This window comes from Pseudomonas sp. F8002, assembly GCF_013385495.1.
In the GTDB taxonomy this organism is placed as follows: Bacteria; Pseudomonadota; Gammaproteobacteria; order Pseudomonadales; family Pseudomonadaceae; genus Aquipseudomonas.
On sequence record NZ_JACAPW010000032.1, the window covers coordinates 245,887 to 265,858 of the forward strand.

The window sequence follows — 19,972 nt, forward strand, 5'->3', positions numbered from 1 at the left end:
TTGCGTCTATGAGCGGTGATTATCCTTTGTCTGGATCGAAGCCTATACTTCGATCCAGCCATCCGACCTTTGTATCCAGACAACATGCTCAAGAAGTACATCAACCTTCCCGATTTTGACCAGTTGCCGGCCCCGGTGTATTTCCGGTATTCGGAATTCGAGGCCGACACCCATGCCAGTGCGCACCAGCATGCCTGGGGTTCCCTGGACTACTCGGCCCGTGGCGTGATGCGCTTTGAAGTGGCTGGCAGTCGCTTTATGTCGCCGCCGCAATATGCGGTATGGATCCCACCCAACACCCAGCACAGTTCCTACAACGCCCAGGCGATCGTCTACCGCTCGGTATATCTGGCGCCCGCCTTGTGCGAGCAATTGCCGGCGCAGCCGTGCACCCTGACCATCAGCGATATCCTCAAGGCGATCCTCAGTGATTTCGCCGAGCGTGATGTCAACATTCCCGAGAACGAAGCCGACGTGCGCCTGGCCCAGGTGCTGGTAGACCAGCTCAGGCAGGCGCCGGTGCACGATTGTTTCCTGCCGTATGCCAGCCATCCCGGGTTGCTCAGTGTGCTGGAGGGCATGCAGGCCGACCCTGGCGATAACCGCGCGCTGGCCCAGTGGGCGCAGCAGGTGCATGTCAGTGAGCGCACCCTGGCGCGGCAATTTGTGCGTGAGCTGGGGATGAGCTTCGGCGAATGGCGCCAACGCCTGCGGTTCCTGGCGTCGATCGAAGCGCTGGACAGCGCGCGCAGCGTCCAGGAAGTCGCGTTTGACCTGGGCTACAGCACGGCCTCGGCGTTTATCGCGATGTTCCAGCGCCAGGCCGGCTGCACGCCGGAGCAGTATCGCCGGACCCATATACGCGGCAGGAAGGTGTAACAGGGTTTGACTACACTGCTGGGGAGGCCGTGCCCCTCGGCACGGTAACAGGGAGAAAACTCCATGAAGATGCTGCGTATTCCGCTGTTGATGATGGGCCTGCTGCTGTGTTCCCAAGGCTTTGCCGCGACTGCCGCACAGACGGCTCAGCAACAAAAAATGACTACCTGCAACGCCGAAGCCAAGACCAGTGGCAAGACCGGTGATGATCGCAAGGCGTTCATGAGCAACTGCCTCAAGGCGGCCCCGGCGGCCAACGACGCCAAGACCCTGACCCCACAGCAACAGAAGATGAAAGATTGCAACGCCACCGCGAAAACCCAGGCGCTGACCGGCGATGCGCGTAAAACCTTTATGAGCACCTGCCTGAAGAAATAATGATGCAGAACTTTGTGGGCGCTGGCTTGCCTGAGATTGCGACCTGACAGTCGATGCCTTTGTTGGCTGACCCACCGCCGTCGCAGGCAAGCCAGCTCCCACATTGGACCGTGTTTAGACTTCTCGCTTGATTCACCCAAGGCTGGCAGACTGCCCATCCTTTAACGCCGTTCGTTTTGAGGCTGTATGCCAACGTTTTCTCAGCGTCACGTGTTGTTGTTGGTCAGTTGCGTGCTGATTTTTGGCGGGCTGCTGCTGGTTTTGCCGTTGAAGTTGCTGCCGAGCCTGCTGGCCGGGCTGCTGGTGTACGAGCTGGTCAACATGCTCACCCCGCAGTTGCAGCGGTTGATCGAAGGCCGGCGTGCGCGCTGGTTGGCGGTAGCCTTGCTGGGAACCTTGATCGTCAGCATCCTGACCCTGATCTTTGCCGGGGCCATCAGCTTCCTGCTGCACGAAGCGGAAAACCCGGGGGCCTCCCTCGATAAGTTCATGGGCGTGGTCGACCGTGCCCGCGGCCAGTTGCCGCCGTTCCTCGACGCCTACCTGCCGGCCAGCGCCGCCGAGTTCCGCGTGGCCATCGGCGAATGGCTGAGCAAGCACCTGAGCGAACTGCAACTGGTGGGCAAAGACGCCGCGCACATGTTCGTGACCTTGCTGATCGGCATGGTGCTGGGGGCGATCATCGCCCTGCAACGGGTGCCGGACCTGACCAAGCGCAAACCCCTGGCGGCCGCGCTGTTTGATCGCCTGCACCTGCTGGTCCAGGCCTTTCGCAACATCGTTTTCGCGCAGATCAAGATCGCCGCGCTGAACACCGCGTTCACCGCGATCTTCCTCGCGGTGGTGCTGCCGCTGTGCGGGATCCACCTGCCGCTGACCAAGACGTTGATCGTGCTGACGTTCCTGCTGGGCCTGCTGCCGGTGATCGGCAACCTGATGTCCAACACCCTGATCACCATCGTGGCCTTGTCGCTGTCGATCTGGGTGGCGGTGGCGGCGTTGGGCTACCTGATCGTGATCCACAAGGTCGAGTACTTCCTCAACGCGCGGATCGTCGGCGGGCAGATCAGTGCCAAGTCGTGGGAATTGTTGCTGGCGATGCTGGTGTTCGAAGCCGCGTTCGGCCTGCCGGGGGTGGTGGCGGGGCCGATTTATTATGCGTACTTGAAGAGTGAGTTGAAGCTGGCGGGGATGGTCTAGGCATTGATGTTGCCTGGACTGGCCCCTTCGCGAGCAAGCCCGCTCCCACATTTGACCGAGTTCCAACTTTGGAATGCAGCCGAATGTGGGAGCGGGCTTGCTCGCGAAGGGCGCGCCACGGTTTCAGCTAAAACTCAGTAGCCGTAGCGCTTGCTGGCCTCAATCGCCAGACCACTGCCAATACTGCCAAAGATATTCCCTTCCACATGCTGCGCATTCGGCAGCATCGCCGAGATGCTGTGGCGCAGCGCCGGAATCCCGCTGGAACCCCCGGTAAAGAACACCGTGTCCACCTGGGCCACGTCCACCGAGGCGTCGTTGAGCAGTTGCGTCACCGCATTGCGCACCCGCTCCAGCAAGCCATCGATGGCCGACTCGAACAACGCCCGGCTCAATTCCACGCTCAGCCCTGGCTCAACCCGGTCCAGCAGCACATGGCGGCTGTCCTGCCGGGTCAGCTGGATCTTGGTTTCTTCCACTTCCATCGCCAACCAGTGCCCGGCGCGCTGTTCGATCAGGTTGAACAGGCGGTCGATGCCACCCGTGTCCTCGATGTCGTAGCGCATGCTGCCCAGCGCCAGCTTGGATTTCTGTGAATACACCGAGTTGATGGTGTGCCAGGTCGCCAGGTTCATGTGGTGGCTGGTGGGCATGTAGGCGCCGCTTTTCATGCGGCTGCCGTAGCCGAACAGCGGCATCATGCCGGCCAGCGAGAGCTGCTTGTCGAAGTCGGTACCGCCGATGTGCACACCGCCGGTGGCGAGGATGTCGTCGTGGCGGTTGTCGATCTGGCGGCGCTCGGGCGACAGGCGCACCAGGGAGAAGTCGGAGGTACCCCCGCCGATGTCGACAATCAGCACCAGCTCTTCTTTCTCGATGGTGGACTCGTAGTCGAAGGCCGCGGCAATCGGTTCGTACTGGAACGAGATGTCCTTGAAGCCGATCTTGCGGGCCACGTCCACCAGGGTGTTCTCGGCTTCCTGGTCGGCCATCGGGTCGTCGTCGACGAAAAATACCGGACGGCCCAGCACCACTTCGTCGAACTCACGCCCGGCGGTGGTCTCGGCGCGGCTCTTGAGTTGGCCGATAAACAGCGCCAGCAGGTCGGTGAACGGCATGGCCGTGCCCAATACACTGGTGTCGTGCTTGATCAGCTTGGAACCCAGCAGGCTCTTGAGCGAGCGCATCAGCCGGCCTTCGTAGTTTTCCAGGTACTCGTGCAGGGCCAGGCGACCGTACACCGGGCGGCGCTCTTCGAAGTTGAAGAACACCACCGACGGCAGCGTGATCTTGTCGTCCTCCAGCGCGATAAGCGTTTCCATGCCGGGACGAATCCAGCCGACGGTGGAGTTGGACGTGCCGAAGTCGATACCGCAGGCACGGGCTGGGGATGGGTTTTTCATGTCAATCGGGTTCCGGTTGAAAAACGGCCGCGCAGTGTATGCCACCCGCGTGCAGATGCGTAGGCCGACTATCCGCTAAATACAACGCACTTGTTACCTTGAAAGCCCGGCCTTTGCCCCCAAATCCTCCCCATACGGTTGGTGGCTGCAGGATTCTGCCCGCAGCGCCGATAAACTTCTGACGCACCCTTCGGTCACAAGATTGAGATCGGTCAATCCAGACGCCGCAAACAGGCGCATGCTGTGACGCTGGCAGTGCGATATCGATAATGGATGGTGATGCCCCCGATGGACTTCAAAGACTATTACAAGATTCTCGGTGTAGAACCCACCGCTGACGACAAGGCGATCAAGGCCGCCTATCGCAAGCTGGCGCGCAAATATCACCCGGACGTGAGCAAGGAAAAGGACGCTGAAGCCAAGTTCAAGGACGCGTCCGAAGCCTATGAAGCGCTGAAAAGTGCCGACAAGCGCGCCGAATACGACGATCTGCGCAAATACGGCCAGCATGGCCAGCCGTTCCAGGGCCCGCCAGGTTGGCAGAGCCGTGGTGGCTATGGCGGCGGTGGCCAGGACACCGGCGACTTCTCGGACTTCTTCAGCTCGATCTTCGGTTCGCGCGGCAATGGTTTTGGTGGTGCCCAGGGCCGCAGTGCCGGGCGTCGAGGGCAAGATGTGGAAATGGAACTGCCGGTCTTCCTCGAAGAGACCCTGTCCAACGAGTCCAAGCAGGTCAACTTCCAGGTGCCGCAATACAACGCGGCCGGCCAGCACGTCAGCAACACCACCAAGAGCCTGAACGTGAAGATCCCGGCCGGTGTGGCCGACGGCGAGCGCATCCGCCTCAAGGGCCAGGGCGCGCCGGGGATTGGCGGTGGTGCCAATGGTGATCTGTACTTGATCATCAAGTTCGCGCCACACCCTAAATTCGATGTGGAAGGTGAGAACCTGATCATCACCCTGCCACTGGCCCCGTGGGAGTTGGCGTTGGGCACGGAAGTGGCGGTGCCGACCCTCACCGGCAAGATCAACCTCAAGGTGCCGGCCGGCAGCCAGAACGGCCAGCGCATGCGCGCCAAGGGCCATGGCTTGTTGAACAAGGCCGGGCAGCGCGGTTACCTGTTTGTGCAACTCAAGGCGGTGATGCCGAAAAACACTGACGACGAGGTCAAGGCGTTGTGGCAGGAACTGGCACAAAAAGCCGCCTTCGATCCAAGAGAATCATGGAGTAGCTAACGATGAGCAGTCCCCGTTTGGTTCAAGTGAACATGGCAGAATTCTGTGAGGCCACCGACCTGTCGGTGGCCTACGTGATCGAAATCGTCGAGCACGGCATCGTTGAACCGGTGGGGACCAGTCCCGAGTCCTGGCGCTTCACCGATTACGAACTGGCCCTGGCCAAGCGCGCCTCGGCGCTGCAAAAGGACCTGGAGCTGGAATGGGAAGGCGTCGCCCTGGCGCTCGACCTGCTGGAGGAAGTCCAGCAACTGCGGGCCGAGAACCAGATGCTCAAGCAACGGTTGGGGCGGTTGGTGCAAACGCCCTGAATCCATCAGGTGATGCTGCAGCGCTCCTTGCACGGCACCCAGTCGCGCAGGGTCAGCGAGCGAATCAGTTGCGCCTCGTCCACAGCCAGTTGCAGTTGCACATTTTCAGCCTGGGTTGCGTACTCCTCATCATTCAGGGCACCCGCATCGTATGCCTCGGACAACCGGTGCAAACGCATATCATGGGGCTCCCTGAGGTTGCTGAACGCTTCGTCATAATGCTTGCGAATGAAAGCCTGCCAGAATTCTCGGCCCAACAATGACTGGACGAACGCTGGGGAGTTGTCCAGTCGTTCGATTCTGACGGCGGTATTATTCAGGTCCGAGACGGCCACCTGGCCGGTTGCAAGGTAGCGGGCTTCACCGGGTTGTCCGGGCAGGTTAAGGCGCTGTGTCAAACCCATGCGATAGGCCAGCCGGATTTCAACGTCCTCAATGCCTTCCAGGGCGCTCAATTTTTGTTGTGGGGTCATGCTCGACAGGCGAATCGCGCCTTCCCGAACCCGAATGTCACCGCTTGCTGACAATTCCACTTCGTCCAGGCGAAACAGCCCCTTGGCCAGGTCCAGCAGTGCCGGCCCCGCCTCATCGTCGCTGGCCCCATAGGTGGCATCCCACGTCAGCTGCTTGATTTCCATATCACTGAACACCAGGGCAGCCCGATCGCCACAGCGTGGGTCGCTCGCAATGTTGAACAGCTCTTCACGCAAGCCATCGTGCTGGGCCGAGTCGAGCAGATCCCACAGGCGCGTTTGCAGTTGGGGGTAGCTGCTACGGTACTCCGCCGAGTCTTTGAGGTTGTTGAGGATGTCGAAGAAGGTTTGCGAGCCGGGTTTGTCGGCAATCGACTCCCACAGGGCGCGTCTTTGATCTATCTGCCGGGGTGACAACCCACTCATCCAGTGTTGGAAGGCCAGTTCCGGCGTGTCGTCCGCGACCTGCGCCGGTGGCGCTCCTGCCTCGACTTCCGCAGGCCGTGGCGCCCGATAGCGCATCGCGCGCGGATGCCGGCCCTCCTCTGCCTCGGGGTGGCGGGAGGCCACATTGAGCCAGTATTCAGCCAGTTGACCTCGGGCTTCTGCCGTCAGTGGGTTTCCTCCGATAAACGTGACGTTGTTGGTGCGGATGGCCGCCGCCGCCTGCTCGGGCGCCGGGTTGATCTGGGCGGCGGGCAGCTCCGTGATGCGGTTGTTGCTCAAGTCGACGAAATCCAGGGTGTGGAGCGGTCCCAGGCCCTGCGGCCATTCAGTGATCCCGGTGCGTCCCAGCCACACCCCGCGCAGGTTCGGCAGGGTGCTGAAATCCGGAGTGCGTACCAAGGGGTTACCGTTCAATTTAATGATCTTGAGCGAGGTGAGCCCCTGCAGCAGCTCCACGTCGGCCTCGCCCAGAGGCAGCCGGTTGCCGCCAAGGTCGAGGCGGGTCAGCCGGTTCATCCTGGCCACGGAAGACGGAATGGTGCGCAGCTCGCTATTCGACAAGTTGAGCCAGCGGGTGTGGTTGAAGTGCCCGAGAAACTCATCCAGTCCGTGCAGCGATCGCATACCACGTAGCTCTATCGATCCTACATGGCTGAAATCCGCGTCCAGCGCCGGCAAGTCGCCAATGCTCAAACCGAGTGCCTCGAAGGTGTAGCCGATGGAAGAACCATCACGGGCCAGGGCTTTGGAGGTCAGGCGCTGCCAGCACTCCTTGAGGCTTCGGGCGAATTGCTGGCGGTGGCTGGCGTCGCCGACGCGAAGGTTGGCGTCGTCGGCGGCGATCAGGAACCGTTGCCTGGCCCAGGCGTCCAGTTGGGTGCTCAAGGCTTGCCATTGACCCTCCAGGCGCGTCAGTTCGTCCGGCGCCCTGTCGCCCGCATGCAGTACGAGCTGTTCGTTTTCCTCCTCGCTGAAGCCGGGAAACAGCGCTCTGGCCCGCAGCATTTCGTTGGTGTGGCTCAACGGCACTTCGAATGCGCCAGGCAGGCCGCCGTTGCGCCAGCCCGGGCGGGTTTGTGCCAGGCGTGTGATGTACGCACGCATCTGCTGATTGGCTTGCGGGGTGAACGGGTTGTTGTACAGGCGGGTCATGCGGTTGAGACGGATGCTGGCTTCCACGTTTTCGGGGGCGGGGTTGAGCAGGTTGTCGGGCACCGCGCTGAGCTGATTGCTGGACAGCTCGACCTCCCTCAGTTCGGGCAGTTCCAGCAGGCCCCTGGGCCATTGGTTGATCCGAGTGTTGCGCAGCTCCAGAGTGCGCAATCGGAGCAGCGGGCTGAAATCGGGCAGGGTGCCCAAGGGGTTATCGTTCAGGCACAGTGCTTCCAGGTGGTTCAGGCCAGCCAGTTGGCCGGCGCTGGTTTCGCTCAGGCGGATGGCATTGCCGGACAGATCCAGATGGGTCAGTTCCTTCATATTCGTAATCGCTTCGGGCAGTACGCTCAGCGTCGGGCGCTCCGTGCCACCGATGTGCTTGAGGGTCAAACGTTTCAGATTGGGGAAGTTGCCCAGGAACTGCCCGGGGCTCACGGTGAAATTCACGTAGTTGAGAACCAACTCATCGACATGGCCAAAGTCGGCGTTCAGTTGGGGCAGGTTCACCTGTGCACTGATTTCAAGTCGACGCCCGGTATTTGCCCCCGCGCGGTCCACGGTCTGCCGGCGCCAACAGTCCCTCAACGCATCGGCCACCGGCTGCTCCCGGCCTCCCGGGTTTACCTCAAATGGACGCCGGGTCGTATCTTCACGGGCACTGCGATTCACCCAGTCCTTGAGTGCGCGTTTGAGGGCGGCGTACTGGTCTTCCCGGCGCGTCAATTCAGTGCGCGCATCGCTCCCGAGGGTCTCGATGAAGGCTGTGGCCTGCTCGTCGCTGAACCCCGGATACAGCTTGCGCACCCGCGTGTGGGGGCTGCGCAATTGAGTGAGTTTGTGCAGCGGGGAGCCGCCCCGCAGGCGCAGGTCTCCTGCCAAGGGTTTGCGCAATACCGGGTGTTCCAGTAGCACCGAGCGCAGCTCATCCCGGGCCAATGGGTTTTGTCGCACTCGCTGCTTCAGGGTGCCGGCGTCCCATGCCGCTTCGCCCAGCGCTCGGCGCTGGCCTTGCTCGAGGCGCGCCAGAACGGCGCCATACAAGTCGGTGGCGCCGAACGATCCGTCTTCACCCATCACCAGCACCAGCACCAGCGGCGCTGCGCTGGCCTCAGGACCGACGGCGTCGATCAGGGGGCCCAGTTCGCTGCCCAGGCGGATTTCCACCCGCAGGCTCGGGTCCCACCCCGGCAAGTTGGGCAACGTATGCAGGGCCAGGCGCCGACTGTCCGGGCTCTGCAGGGTGTCGAGGAACAAGCCTTCATAGGCCCGTGCCATGCGCACTTGCTGCTGGCTTTCGCGCGCCAGGGCGGTGAGCCTTGGTGACAAAGGCTGATGGCCACTCAGCGCGGTCAGGTCCGCGTCCGTGGCGGTTTCCAGCAACTGCCTGGCAACCTCCGCCGGCAGGCCGGAAAACCTGTCCATCAGCTGCTGTACCGGGGGCGAGCGGGTCAGGTTATGGGCGCGGTAATCCACGTCGAACAGCAAGGTCCGGTTGTCCCGGGCGGCCTGGGCAACTTCCCGGCGCCACAGCAGCGTCTGTTCGTCCAGTCCCTGTGGTGTAGGGTCGAGGACTGCCGGATAGGTCAGGCCCCGTTGCGCAACGACGCGCTCGGTGATCGCCGGGTCGGCCAGCGCATAGTCCAGCGGGTCATCGCTGCCCATTTTCTCGATAAACGTCTCGATCCGCTGATGGATGCCAAAGCGCGCCAGGCTGTCGCTCAACAGGGCAGGCGGCGGTTGCAGGTCCACATGCAACTGGCGCAGTTGATCGGCGCGAATGCCGCTGGCCAGGCGTGCCTGTTCCAATTGCGCGTCACTCAAGCCCCGGGTGCGGTAACCCAGGCGACGCATCAGCATCGGGCCGTCCCAGGTCAGGGGCTCTTCACCTTCATGCAGCCAGGCGCCCGCGCCGTTATGCGTCACCTGCGGGGCATAGGCGTCGGAGCGTGTGGGGTGTTGTATGCGATAGGTGTCGCCGTCGGGCTCGGGTTTGACGGCATACAGTTGATCGTCGAGGGGCAGCAGCGGCTGTTGGTCGTGGCTGTGCAAGCCCAGGTCATCAAACGTGGCGTCCTTGGGCAATAGGGCGGGGCTGCGATAAGGGGCCAGGTCGGGCTTCCACAGCCGTTGCTCGCCACTTGGCAAACGAACCGGCTTGAGCCCTTGTACCAACGCGGGTGTTGGCGGTGCAGCGAGCTTTTGCAGACCTTTCCCCGCGCCGGCCAGCAGTGCCATGGCGGCCAGGTTTTGGGCGACGTCGAACCAGTGCGCCTTGGCCGTGTCCCGGTCGCCTTCGCTCCAGTCGATCACGCCTTCGAAGGTTTCGTAGAGCAATTGGCCCGCCATGGCGGCCAGCATCATTTCGCCGAGCACCGGGACGAACGCCAACCCCAGGCCGAGCACGGTAGCGCCGGCCTCCAGCCAACCGGCAATTTTTTGCCCGCGCACCCGGGCGTCGACATCGGCGGTGGGCACTGCCTGTTCGCGCGCATCGCCCAGGGCCTTGTCGCGGCCATGCTCAAACAGGTTGGCCCACAGGTCGACGTTGTCTGCCCACAGAGCGCCTCTTGATACAACCATCAGGTACAGGTCGGGAGCGTCCGTCTTCACCACCCTGCAGCCGGCTTTCGGGGGGGGAAGCGTCTGGGGCATGACCGCCGCCGTCAATACCGGGAAGGCTATCTGCAGCATCGTTTGAGTCACCGACGAACGCGCCACTGCGTCGACGGCGGCGGTGGAGTGCGCAGCGGGTTCGGTAAACCGGTTGAAGAATGCCGGTTTGTCGTGTTCATTGAGAAACTGGCTGAAAAAATGCTGGTAGCTCGTGGGCGTCGGGCGGTTGTTATTGCCGGATTCGCTTGGCGCTTTGTCGCGCGCCACCCACTGGCGGTTCAGTTCGGTTTTCAGCGCATCAAGGCTGTTGTAGCGCTTGAGCGGGTGCTCCGGATCGTGGGGCAGGTAGACGATGAAGTCGGTGGCATAGCGATATTTTTCCACCGGTGTAAACACCACGCTCCCCATGAGCGCGCGGTCCATCACGCTCAGGCAACTGAACCACACCGGCTTGCCGCCCAGCGTCGGGTTGCGTTCGCCGTCGACCACCTTGAGCACCATGGTGAAGTCATCCGGGAGAATGTCCTGCTTGAGCAGCGCCAGGTACGCCGCAGCCCTGAGGGCATCCTTCTGGCTGGTGATCACGGCGTCGCGCAACCGGGCGGCGGCCGTCTCGTCGGTGGGCAGTAATGTTTCCTTGAGGTGCGCCTGGTAGCGGGCACCCACGTCCAGCGTACGGCACAGCCTGATAAAGGCGGGTACGGTCAGCGTCGGGCCGATTCTGGGAGAGGCGCCGTCCCGGTCCGGGTATTGGGTGAACCCGGAGGCAGGATCGAATGCGTCATCTTCACCTTCACTGGCTTCAAAGTTATGCAGGGCGGCCTGTACCAGCGAGACCTCCAGTACTTTGTATTGACCGGCCTTGACCCCCAGGGTGCCGAGCCTCAGCGGCTCATACAAACGAAGACAGGTACCTTCGACATCCACGGTGAGGTTGAATTGTTCTTTCAGCGCGCTGTTGAGCAGGCCTATGGCGAAGGGCTTGAGCGCCTGGACATTGGCCAGGTGTTGATCCACCGCGTGTTGAGATTTGAAGCTGGTTTCATTGAACGTCTTCAACGTTCTTCGCTGCAGCGGCGACAAGCTGTCCATCCACTGCGCCTGTTCGAGCCTGGCCTGTTTCAACGCTTCTATGCGGTGGGCCGGCGCCTGTACCAGCCAGTCCGGAATGGCCTGGCGAATGAACGCACTGTTGTCGTCGGAAGATGAGAGGGGAGTAACGGAGGGGGCATCCTGCATGGGGGCATTCCTTTGGGTAAGCAAAGGAAAAAGGCTACTGAAAACTGCTGTGGATTAATAAGTCGAAAAGCCGCTGGATAGCACGCAATAGTTAACGCATCGGCCCCGGATTACCTATGGATCGACGACTTAATTACCCCATGGAAATCCCCCCGTGTGCATCAAGCCTGCCAGCGCTTTTTGAGTGTTCGTCCATGGGGGGCAATCCGTTCAAATAGCTACCGCCGAGTGCCGGGGGCGACTGATTAAGGTCATTGCCTTAATTTCCCTATCGGTACTCGTTTATGCCAGCACCTCAAGCCTCCACCTCGCTCCTGCCGGGCGGCGAAGGGCGTCACTATGCACAGATCAAAGCCGCCATCCCCGAAAGCCTGGTCAGCGCATCTCCTGCCCTGCGTGCAGCCATCACGCAGGCCAAGCCAGAGATCCCCGGCTGGTATGCGGCCACCACCCCGGCACAGAAGGCTGCGCTGCAAAACCTGTTGGAGGCGAGCATCAAGTCTCACACTGCACTGGAGCAAGCGACCGGCAAGGTGCAAGAGGTCAACGCCTTCGCCCGGCCATTGCTTGAAGCCGCGTTGAAGGCCGCCGGGTTTGAGCTGGACGTCAACCAGGTGCATCTGCGCCTCTATGTACCGGTCGAAGGACTAGCGACAGGCTACCGGACCAAGACTTTGTCCCTGTTGCAAGCGGCCTTGAACAATTTTGAAGCGCGCGAGACCCGCGCCGGGTTCTTCGACAGTGCTTCAGGCTTTATCACCGCTCCCGGCGCGGATGGCCGTTTCGAGCGCCATACCACGACCCTGACGATCGAGACCTTCGCCCGGTTATGCCGCGACCTGGACCTGGGCAGGCTGTACCAGGAACACCTCACCACCTACCTGCTGCCCGTGCAAACCGTGTCCAGGAACCTGCTGCGTGAACGCTTTATCACCCGGCAAAAGGACGCCTTCAGAGCCGCCGCCTACGTGGCGTTGCTCAAAGGTGATATTCGCAGCGACGACTACGCGCTACTGCTGCGCATCGCCAATGGCGAGCGACGCATCAAGCACGACGGCAAGCAGGTCTGGCACCGCTGGCCCAGTATCATGGAACTGCAAATGCACGGCTGCCTCATGATCGACCCGAGCGTGGAGCACCGCTATGGCACCTGGCTTATCGTCTACATCCCCGACCACCCCGAGCACCCCGTCAAGCGCTACGAAACCTTTGCCGACTATGCAGAGGAAACGACCCGTGAGCTGACCGCTTACAGGCCAGAGGACTATTGGGACAGCAGGGGGGTTCAGGTCACGGCCCACCAACAGTTTTTCTCACGGTTCATCGGGAAAAAATACCTGGCTTACTACTACGGGCGGTTCACCGAGAAACGCGTCGATGAACCGCAAAGGCGCGTGGCCCTGGGTCCTGATCCAGCGTGGCGACAGTACTACGCAAGAAAATCGCTCACCGAACTCCAGGCGATCAACGCCGTCATAAAGTCCCCGCGACATATCAGCCGCACGCCGCAGGATCAGCCAAACCTGAACCTCAACGCCCACCCGATCAAGGGGCTGTGGATTGACGTCGACCCTTGGGACGAGCTGTACGCCGACATGCGCAAGCGCGCACTCGACGATGGGTTGAGCATGGCGATACCCACCGCTCAAACCGACGCGGCTGGCCACGACCGGCGGATGGCGCATCTGATGAACATCGGCCTGTTCACCTTGAACCTGGTGTCGATGTTCATTCCGCCCTTGGGTGCACTGATGGCGGTGGTCACGGCCGGGCAACTGCTGTACGAAGTGCTGGAGGGCGTGGTTGAACTCGGCCAGGGTGACCGCGAGGCCGGCTGGGCGCATATCGCTGACGTGCTGGACAATCTCGCGCAACTGGCGGTGGGCGGCGCTGCGTTGCATATCAGCCTGTCGCCGTTTATCGAAGGACTCAAGGCCGTCAGGCTGCCGTCGGGCAAGGCTCGCTTGTGGAAGCCGGACCTTGCGCCCTATGCGCAGGACATCCGACTGCCGGCAGGCTCGGTTCCCGACCAGGCGGGACTACATACCGTCAATGGGCGCCAGGTCGTGTCGGTGGACGGCAATCGCTACGCCGTGACCGCGCAAGACGAACCGGGCGTGTACCGGGTCCAGCACCCCAGCAGGCCCGAGGCGTATGAGCCTCAGATCGTCAACAACGGTTCTGGCGCCTGGACCCATGAGGCCGATGAGCCCCTGACGTGGCAAGGTGCTCCGTTGATGCGGCGACTGAGCCATGTGATGGAAGGCCTGAGCGATACGCAGTTGGAGCAGGTGCGCAAGATCAGTGACACCGACGAAAGCGTGCTGCGCCGGCTGTATGTGGAAAGCGAGCCCACGCCGGCCATCACACTCGATACGGCGGTGCGCATGCGGGCTTACGGGCGTGCCGAAAGCTTGAGCGGGCAGATCCTTGCGGGGTCGATGTCGATGGACCTGGGTAGCTACGCCGCGTCGTTGATGGTGGAAATGACCGGCTGGCCGCCCGGCAGGACCATCGAAGTATTTGACGGCCAGGGCACCAGCAGGACAGCTGCGTTGTATGGCCAACCTCATGCGCCCGGGACGGAACTGATCAGCATCAGCCGCATAGACCTGTTCGGCGGCAAGCTGCCGGCGTTGATCGTCGAGAGTTTGCCCGAGGAGCAGCTTAAAAACCTGCTCGGCCAACACATGCCTTACGGGGCCGCGCTGCGTAGCCAGGCGTTGCAGGCTCGCCTGGGAATCTATGCAAAACAGTCCCTGCGGCGGGTGTTCGACAGCCTATACCTCGGGCGGCCTATGCCTGGCAGCGCTGAGCTGCAGCTGTTCGCGCGCGACTTCAAAAGCCTGCCCCCGATCATGGTCGAGGAACTGCTGGAAGGTGCCAGCCCCTCGCAGCGGGCGAGCCTGCTCAACAATCGCAAGATTCCCCTGGAGCTGGCGCAGCAAGCGCGCCGGCAACTTGGACATCTGCGCTTGGCCCGGGCCTACGAAGGGCTTTATCTGGACGAGTTGGCCAATGTCGACACCGAAGCGCTGGCGCTCAACACGCTGGAGCGCCTTCCTGGCTGGCGAAACGGCTTGCGCATTGAGGTTCGCGAAGGCTCCCTGGCCGGAAGCCTGCGTGCCGGTTATGGCTCACCCGAGTCCGCGCACCGCAAGGTATTGGTGCACAGGGGCGATGGACGCTACGAAGCGTTTGACGCCAGTGGGCAAAGTTTGCATGACGTCGACAACCTGTACGGCGCCTTGCAACATGCCCTGACGGATGCCCATCGCCAGTCTCTAGGCTTGCCAGACGTTGGGCAGGGTCCGCAGTTGCGGGGCAAAATCCAGGAACATGCACTGTCGCGCAGTGCCTTGCGCAAAGTGCTGAAAATGCAATCCGCTCAACCGTTTTTCAAACCGTTATCGCAGTTGTCGGGCGGCCGGCGTGGCTACCCTTTGAGTGGGCGCGGTGGGTGGGTTTTTGAGCGTAAATTGCAGGAACGTATTCGCAACTTATACCCGGACATCACCAGCGACGAAATTGCCCAGTTGCGACCCTTTGGCAATCCACTCAACGACAACTGGTTGAGGGAGCTCGAAAGCGAATTCAGCAACCTGACCCAGACGTTGCGAACCTGGCAGATCAGTGCTCGCGAAGGCGCGTCGACGAGCAGTCCCGGGGCAAACCGGATCTATCGGGCCAGGGGGCGGATCGTCGAGACGCTTGAGGCAGCCTGGCGCAGAATCGGACCGAGGGATATCGACGGCAATGGTCAATACCTCGGCCAGGCCATCGAGTGGGAGGAGGTTGAATTACGCCAGCAGTTGCGCACCCTGCCGCGGTTGCCGGCCGACTTTGATCACGTCAGCAAGCTGTCCCTGCGCAGCATGGCCTTGACCAGTGAGGACGTCGACGGGTTTGTGTCCAACTTTCGCGGGCTGCGCAGCTTGTCCGTGCAAGCCTGCCGGTTGACCCGGTTACCGCCGGCCATTGCCAGCATGCCTCACCTGACCGAGCTGAACCTTGGGGGCAATGAAGTTGTCCTGAATTCGCAAAGTGTCATGGTCTTGAGCAACCTGAAACAGCTCAAGGAGTTGTCGCTTGAAAGCAATCCGTTGAGGCTGGCTCCGGACGTGAGCCGTATGCCTCATTTGCGCCAGCTGTGGCTTGCTGAAACAGGTCTGGAGGAGTGGCCTGCCAGTGTGTTTCGCCTGCCGCGCCCACGGCGTTTCATTCTGGATTTGCGCGAGAACGCGCTTATCCGCGTGCCGGTATTTGCGCCGGGTTCTGATAACGCTCGGATCATTGCGCGCACCACGCTCTCCCGTGAGCTACTGGGTACTGAAACCGTGAGCCAGTTCAGGTTATACATCGAGGCAGCCGGTAACGATCCGGATCGTCAGCTTCCGCCCAAAGGCCGGGCCGATAGCAAACGCTGGAAAACGGGATTGACCGAAGAGGATTGGGAATCCAAGCAACGATTGTGGGAAATGCTTGAGGACGCCTTCGGTTCTGAAGCCTTTTTCAACGAAATTCGCTTCTTGGCCAAATCCGGGGATGCCGTCGTCGAAGGCCAACGCTACCTGCCGGAACTGACCGCGAAAGTATGGCGCATGCTGGAGGCCATGGGCGAAGACACCGAGTTGCGAGAGGAACTGTTCCGCATGGCACAGTTCCCCACCGCTTGCGTGGATGCGGGGGCGCAGTTGTTCAATGCCATGGGGGTTGAAGTGTTGTTGCGCTCGGCCTATGCCAATGAGGACGCGAATGCGGTGAGAAGCAGCGTACTCAAGCTGGCCAGGGGCAAGTGGCGGCTGGATGAGTTGGGGCGGATCGCCCATGCGCGCGTGGCAGAACTGATCAGTCAAGGCGCCAGGTATACGGAGTATGACCAGGAGGGCATGTTGGTCACTCATTACGACACCGCAGGTAATGAGATCCCGCCTATTGATGAGGTCGAGATCTACCTGGCCTACACCGCGCAGCTTTCCGCCCGCCTGGACTTGCCGTGGCAGGCCAGAACCATGCTGTACCGTGAGGAGTATGTGACGCCGGCCATGGTGGAGGCGGCGTACGCGCAGGTGACAGCGTTGGACCAGGGGGAACAGTTACGCAAGAACCTGATTGAGCAGCCGATGTGGAAGGAATATTTGGAGCGGGCCCACAAGGTGGAATACTCGAGCATTTCCAAAAAATTTGAAGCGTTGCTCGACTACGAGGACGCGCAAGCGCAATGGGCCAGGGATGGCGGCTTGTCTGCCGAGGCCAAGCAGGGCCTGAGCGACACCATCGCCAGGACTGCCGATATCCTCGGTCGGCCGCGCAGTAACAGTCTGCCGGGGACCACCATGAATCAGGCAGAGTACGACGCCTCGTTTGCCGGGATCGACAACGAACTCAAGGTGCTGAACACGACACTGACCGACCAGGCGATCAGTGCCGTTTTTGGGGCTTAGAACAAGAAGTAACGCTGCGCCATCGGCAACACATCCGCAGGCTCACACCACAGCAACACTCCATCGGCCTTGACCTGGTAGGTCTGCGGGTCAACCTCGATATCCGGCAGGTAATCGTTGTGGATCAAGTCGGTTTTCTGCACCGCGCGGCAACCCTTGACCACGGCGATCTGCTTCTTCAAGCCCAATTGCTCGGGCAAGCCTGCCGCCAACGCCGCCTGGCTGATAAAGGTCAGGCTGGTGGCGTGCAGCGAGCTGCCGAAGCTGGCGAACATCGGGCGGTAGTGCACCGGTTGCGGCGTCGGGATCGAGGCATTGGCGTCGCCCATCAGGCTTGAGGCAATCGCGCCGCCCTTGAGAATCAGCGTCGGCTTGATCCCGAAAAACGCCGGGCGCCACAGCACCAGGTCGGCCCACTTGCCCACTTCAATCGAGCCCACTTCGTGGCTGATGCCATGGGTAATCGCCGGGTTGATGGTGTACTTGGCGATGTAGCGTTTGGCGCGGAAGTTGTCGTTGCCTTCGCCGTCGCCAGGCAATGGCCCGCGCTGTTTTTTCATCTTGTCGGCGGTCTGCCAGGTACGTGTGATCACCTCGCCAACCCGCCCCATGGCCTGGCTGTCGGAGCTGATCATCGAGAACGCGCCGAGGTCGTGAAGGATGTCTTCGGCGGCAATCGTTTCGCGGCGGATGCGGCTTTCGGCAAAGGCCACGTCTTCGGCAATGCTCGGGTCCAGGTGATGGCAGACCATCAACATGTCCAGGTGTTCATCGATGGTGTTGCGGGTGAACGGCCGGGTTGGGTTGGTGGAGCTGGGCAGCACGTTGGGGAAGCCACAGGCCTTGATGATGTCTGGCGCGTGACCGCCACCGGCACCTTCGGTGTGGTAGGTGTGGATGGTGCGGCCCTTGAAGGCGGCGAGGGTGGTTTCGACAAAGCCGGATTCGTTGAGGGTGTCGCTGTGGATCGCCACCTGTACGTCGTATTCGTCGGCGACGCTCAGGCAGTTGTCGATGCTCGCCGGCGTGGTGCCCCAGTCCTCGTGCAGCTTCAAGCCAATGGCACCGGCCTTCACTTGTTCGATCAACGGCTCCGGCAGGCTGGCGTTGCCCTTGCCGGTGAAGCCGATGTTCATCGGGAACGAGTCGGAGGCCTGGAGCATGCGCGCCAGGTGCCATGGGCCGGAGGTGCAGGTGGTGGCGTTGGTGCCGGTGGCCGGCCCGGTGCCGCCGCCGATCATGGTGGTGACGCCGCTGGTCAGTGCTTCTTCGATTTGCTGCGGGCAAATGAAGTGGATGTGGGTATCGATGCCGCCGGCGGTGAGGATCATGCCCTCACCGGCAATCACTTCGGTGCTGGCGCCGACACAGATGGTCACGCCGGGCTGGATGTCCGGGTTGCCGGCCTTGCCGATGGCGGCGATGCGGCCGTTTTTCAGGCCGACGTCAGCCTTGACGATGCCCCAGTGGTCGATGATCAGCGCGTTGGTGATCAGGGTGTCGACCACCTCATGGGCGAGCAGTTGGCTCTGGCCCTGGCCATCACGGATCACCTTGCCGCCGCCGAATTTCACTTCTTCGCCGTAGACGGTGAAATCCTGTTCGACTTCGACGAACAGCTCGGTGTCGGCCAGGCGGACCTTGTCACCAACGGTGGGGCCGTACATGTCGGCGTAGGCTTGTCTGGAAATCTTCATGTGTTTAGTTCCTGATCGTTCCCACGCTCTGCGTGGGAATGTCGCCCTGGACGCTCTGCGTCCGCTCTTGAAGGTCGTGACGCGGAGCGTCACAGGATGCATGCCCACGCAGAGCGTGGGAACGATCATTAATCCAGGTCGCCCATGATGCGCCCGGCAAACCCGAACACCCGGCGTTTGCCACTCAGCTCAACCAGTTCCACTTCACGACTCTGCCCTGGCTCAAAGCGCACGGCGGTGCCGGCCGGGATGTTCAGGCGCATGCCACGACTGGCAGCACGGTCGAACGTCAGTGCGTCGTTGGTCTCGAAAAAGTGATAGTGGGAACCAACCTGGATCGGCCGGTCGCCGCTGTTGGCTACGCTCAGGGTGGCGGTGCGCCGGCCCACGTTGAGTTCGATGTCGCCAGGCTGGATCTGAAATTCGCCAGGAATCATGCAGGTTGCCCCAGGGTCTTGAAGTAGATGGCGGTCGGGGTGTAGCGCCCGTCCGGGCTTTGGCAGTAGTTGGGCAATTCACCGATCTTGGTATAACGCAGCGACTGGTAGAAGGCTTCGGCGCCGGAGCCGGCTTCGGTGTCCAGGTACAGCAGCCCGCGTTTGTACTGGCGGGCGCTCAGTTCCAGGGCGCTCATCAGTTGCTGGCCAAGGCCACGGCGCCGAGCCTCGCTGTGCACCAGCAGCTTCTGCACTTCGGCGCGGTTCAGGCCATTGGCTTTCAGGCACAGCGCCAACTGCACGCTGGCGACGACGTGCTCATCACGCACCACCACCCACAGCAGCAGGCTGCCATCGGTGAGGCTGGCCAGCACGCCATTGAGATAGGTGTTGGCCTGGGCCTCATCGAAGTCGGCCATGAAACCCACCGATGCGCCGTGCTTCACGGCGTCCAGCAACAGCTCAATCAAACCCGGGCGGTAATGGGCAAAACTTTCGGCATTGACTCGACGCAGTTGGGCGTTCATCGGTGTCACTCCTTGGGCGGCGTAGCGCCAGGGTTGAGCGTCAGTTGCATGAAGGTCAGGTCCAGCCAGCGCCCGAACTTGGTGCCGACCTGGGGCATCTGCCCGGTGGTGATGAAACCCAGGCGCTCATGCAGGCGGATCGAGGCCTGGTTGCCGCTTTCGATGGCGGCGACCATCACGTGTTTGTCGCAGGTTTTCGCCCGCTCGATCAGCACCTGCATCAGCTGGGGGCCGAGGCCCTTGCCGCGCTGGTCGTTGCGCACGTACACCGAGTGTTCGACGGTGTGGCGAAAGCCTTCGAAGGGTCGCCAGTCGCCGAACGAGGCGTAGCCGATGACCTGCTCGTCTTCGATGGCCACCAGGATCGGGTAAAACTGTGACTGACGAGCGCTGAACCAGGCCTGGCGGTTGCCCAGGTCTACCGGTTGTTCGTTCCAGATCGCCGTGGTGTTGAGCACCGCGTCGTTGTAGATATCGCGAATCCCTGGCAAATCGGCGTGCACCGCATCACGAATCAAAAAGGACATGGTCGG

At 61.7% G+C, this 19,972-nt stretch carries 12 protein-coding genes; 6 read left to right on the forward strand and 6 right to left on the reverse strand.

Translation table 11 applies throughout. From position 1 onward, the window contains the following. Positions 1-84 precede the first annotated feature (84 nt). From HX811_RS23720 to HX811_RS23730, 3 genes are all read left to right on the forward strand, one after another. On the forward strand, positions 85-879 hold the full coding sequence (locus tag HX811_RS23720; RefSeq protein ID WP_003217407.1) for a helix-turn-helix transcriptional regulator: 795 nt from the start codon (positions 85-87) through the stop codon (positions 877-879). Positions 880-942: 63 nt separating this feature from the next. Beyond that, positions 943-1,257 (forward strand): PsiF family protein, encoded by a 315-nt coding sequence (locus HX811_RS23725; protein WP_003217404.1) that lies wholly within the window; start codon positions 943-945, stop codon positions 1,255-1,257. Positions 1,258-1,443: 186 nt separating this feature from the next. Next, positions 1,444-2,457, forward strand: coding sequence for an AI-2E family transporter (locus HX811_RS23730; protein WP_003217402.1), 1,014 nt, complete (start codon positions 1,444-1,446; stop codon positions 2,455-2,457). Between the two features lie 134 nt (positions 2,458-2,591). Here the strand turns inward: HX811_RS23730 and HX811_RS23735 are convergent, their stop codons facing one another. After that, positions 2,592-3,860, reverse strand: a complete 1,269-nt coding sequence (locus tag HX811_RS23735; protein ID WP_003217400.1) for an Hsp70 family protein — start codon at positions 3,858-3,860, stop codon at positions 2,592-2,594. 288 nt (positions 3,861-4,148) lie between these two features. On the opposite strand from HX811_RS23735, the gene HX811_RS23740 reads away from it, so the two are divergent. Beyond that, complete coding sequence (locus tag HX811_RS23740) at positions 4,149-5,096, forward strand: DnaJ C-terminal domain-containing protein (RefSeq protein ID WP_008439071.1); 948 nt, start codon at positions 4,149-4,151, stop codon at positions 5,094-5,096. Positions 5,097-5,098: 2 nt separating this feature from the next. Further along, positions 5,099-5,407 (forward strand): chaperone modulator CbpM, encoded by a 309-nt coding sequence (locus tag HX811_RS23745; protein ID WP_003217397.1) that lies wholly within the window; start codon positions 5,099-5,101, stop codon positions 5,405-5,407. A gap of 5 nt (positions 5,408-5,412) precedes the next feature. Here the strand turns inward: HX811_RS23745 and HX811_RS23750 are convergent, their stop codons facing one another. Further along, positions 5,413-11,334 (reverse strand): NEL-type E3 ubiquitin ligase domain-containing protein, encoded by a 5,922-nt coding sequence (locus HX811_RS23750; RefSeq protein WP_177047603.1) that lies wholly within the window; start codon positions 11,332-11,334, stop codon positions 5,413-5,415. A gap of 284 nt (positions 11,335-11,618) precedes the next feature. Between HX811_RS23750 and HX811_RS23755 the strand changes: the two genes are divergently transcribed. Next, complete coding sequence (locus tag HX811_RS23755; protein ID WP_177047605.1) at positions 11,619-16,778, forward strand: dermonecrotic toxin domain-containing protein; 5,160 nt, start codon at positions 11,619-11,621, stop codon at positions 16,776-16,778. On the opposite strand, the gene ureC is transcribed toward HX811_RS23755, so the two are convergent. The 4 genes from ureC to HX811_RS23775 all read right to left on the reverse strand — a co-directional run bounded on the left by ureC (position 16,775) and on the right by HX811_RS23775 (position 19,966). Beyond that, complete coding sequence (ureC, locus tag HX811_RS23760) at positions 16,775-18,475, reverse strand: urease subunit alpha (protein ID WP_087693127.1); 1,701 nt, start codon at positions 18,473-18,475, stop codon at positions 16,775-16,777. The two genes, HX811_RS23755 and ureC, sit on opposite strands and share 4 nt — an antisense overlap. A 128-nt stretch (positions 18,476-18,603) precedes the next feature. After that, positions 18,604-18,912 (reverse strand): urease subunit beta, encoded by a 309-nt coding sequence (locus HX811_RS23765; protein WP_003217389.1) that lies wholly within the window; start codon positions 18,910-18,912, stop codon positions 18,604-18,606. Continuing rightward, positions 18,909-19,439 (reverse strand): GNAT family N-acetyltransferase, encoded by a 531-nt coding sequence (locus tag HX811_RS23770; protein WP_177047607.1) that lies wholly within the window; start codon positions 19,437-19,439, stop codon positions 18,909-18,911. Before HX811_RS23770 ends, HX811_RS23765 begins: the two co-directional genes overlap by 4 nt. A 5-nt stretch (positions 19,440-19,444) precedes the next feature. Next, positions 19,445-19,966, reverse strand: a complete 522-nt coding sequence (locus tag HX811_RS23775; RefSeq protein ID WP_063033355.1) for a GNAT family N-acetyltransferase — start codon at positions 19,964-19,966, stop codon at positions 19,445-19,447. Positions 19,967-19,972: the final 6 nt, after the last annotated feature.

Coding starts and splice junctions, on each gene's coding strand:
- HX811_RS23735 (WP_003217400.1), bottom strand. CDS start 3,860: ATGAAAAACCCATCCCCAGCCCGTGCCTGCGGTATCGACTTCGGCACG.
- HX811_RS23740 (WP_008439071.1), top strand. CDS start 4,149: ATGGACTTCAAAGACTATTACAAGATTCTCGGTGTAGAACCCACCGCT.
- HX811_RS23770 (WP_177047607.1), bottom strand. CDS start 19,439: ATGAACGCCCAACTGCGTCGAGTCAATGCCGAAAGTTTTGCCCATTAC.
- HX811_RS23745 (WP_003217397.1), top strand. CDS start 5,099: ATGAGCAGTCCCCGTTTGGTTCAAGTGAACATGGCAGAATTCTGTGAG.
- HX811_RS23720 (WP_003217407.1), top strand. CDS start 85: ATGCTCAAGAAGTACATCAACCTTCCCGATTTTGACCAGTTGCCGGCC.
- HX811_RS23725 (WP_003217404.1), top strand. CDS start 943: ATGAAGATGCTGCGTATTCCGCTGTTGATGATGGGCCTGCTGCTGTGT.
- ureC (WP_087693127.1), bottom strand. CDS start 18,475: ATGAAGATTTCCAGACAAGCCTACGCCGACATGTACGGCCCCACCGTT.
- HX811_RS23755 (WP_177047605.1), top strand. CDS start 11,619: ATGCCAGCACCTCAAGCCTCCACCTCGCTCCTGCCGGGCGGCGAAGGG.
- HX811_RS23750 (WP_177047603.1), bottom strand. CDS start 11,334: ATGCAGGATGCCCCCTCCGTTACTCCCCTCTCATCTTCCGACGACAAC.
- HX811_RS23730 (WP_003217402.1), top strand. CDS start 1,444: ATGCCAACGTTTTCTCAGCGTCACGTGTTGTTGTTGGTCAGTTGCGTG.
- HX811_RS23765 (WP_003217389.1), bottom strand. CDS start 18,912: ATGATTCCTGGCGAATTTCAGATCCAGCCTGGCGACATCGAACTCAAC.
- HX811_RS23775 (WP_063033355.1), bottom strand. CDS start 19,966: ATGTCCTTTTTGATTCGTGATGCGGTGCACGCCGATTTGCCAGGGATT.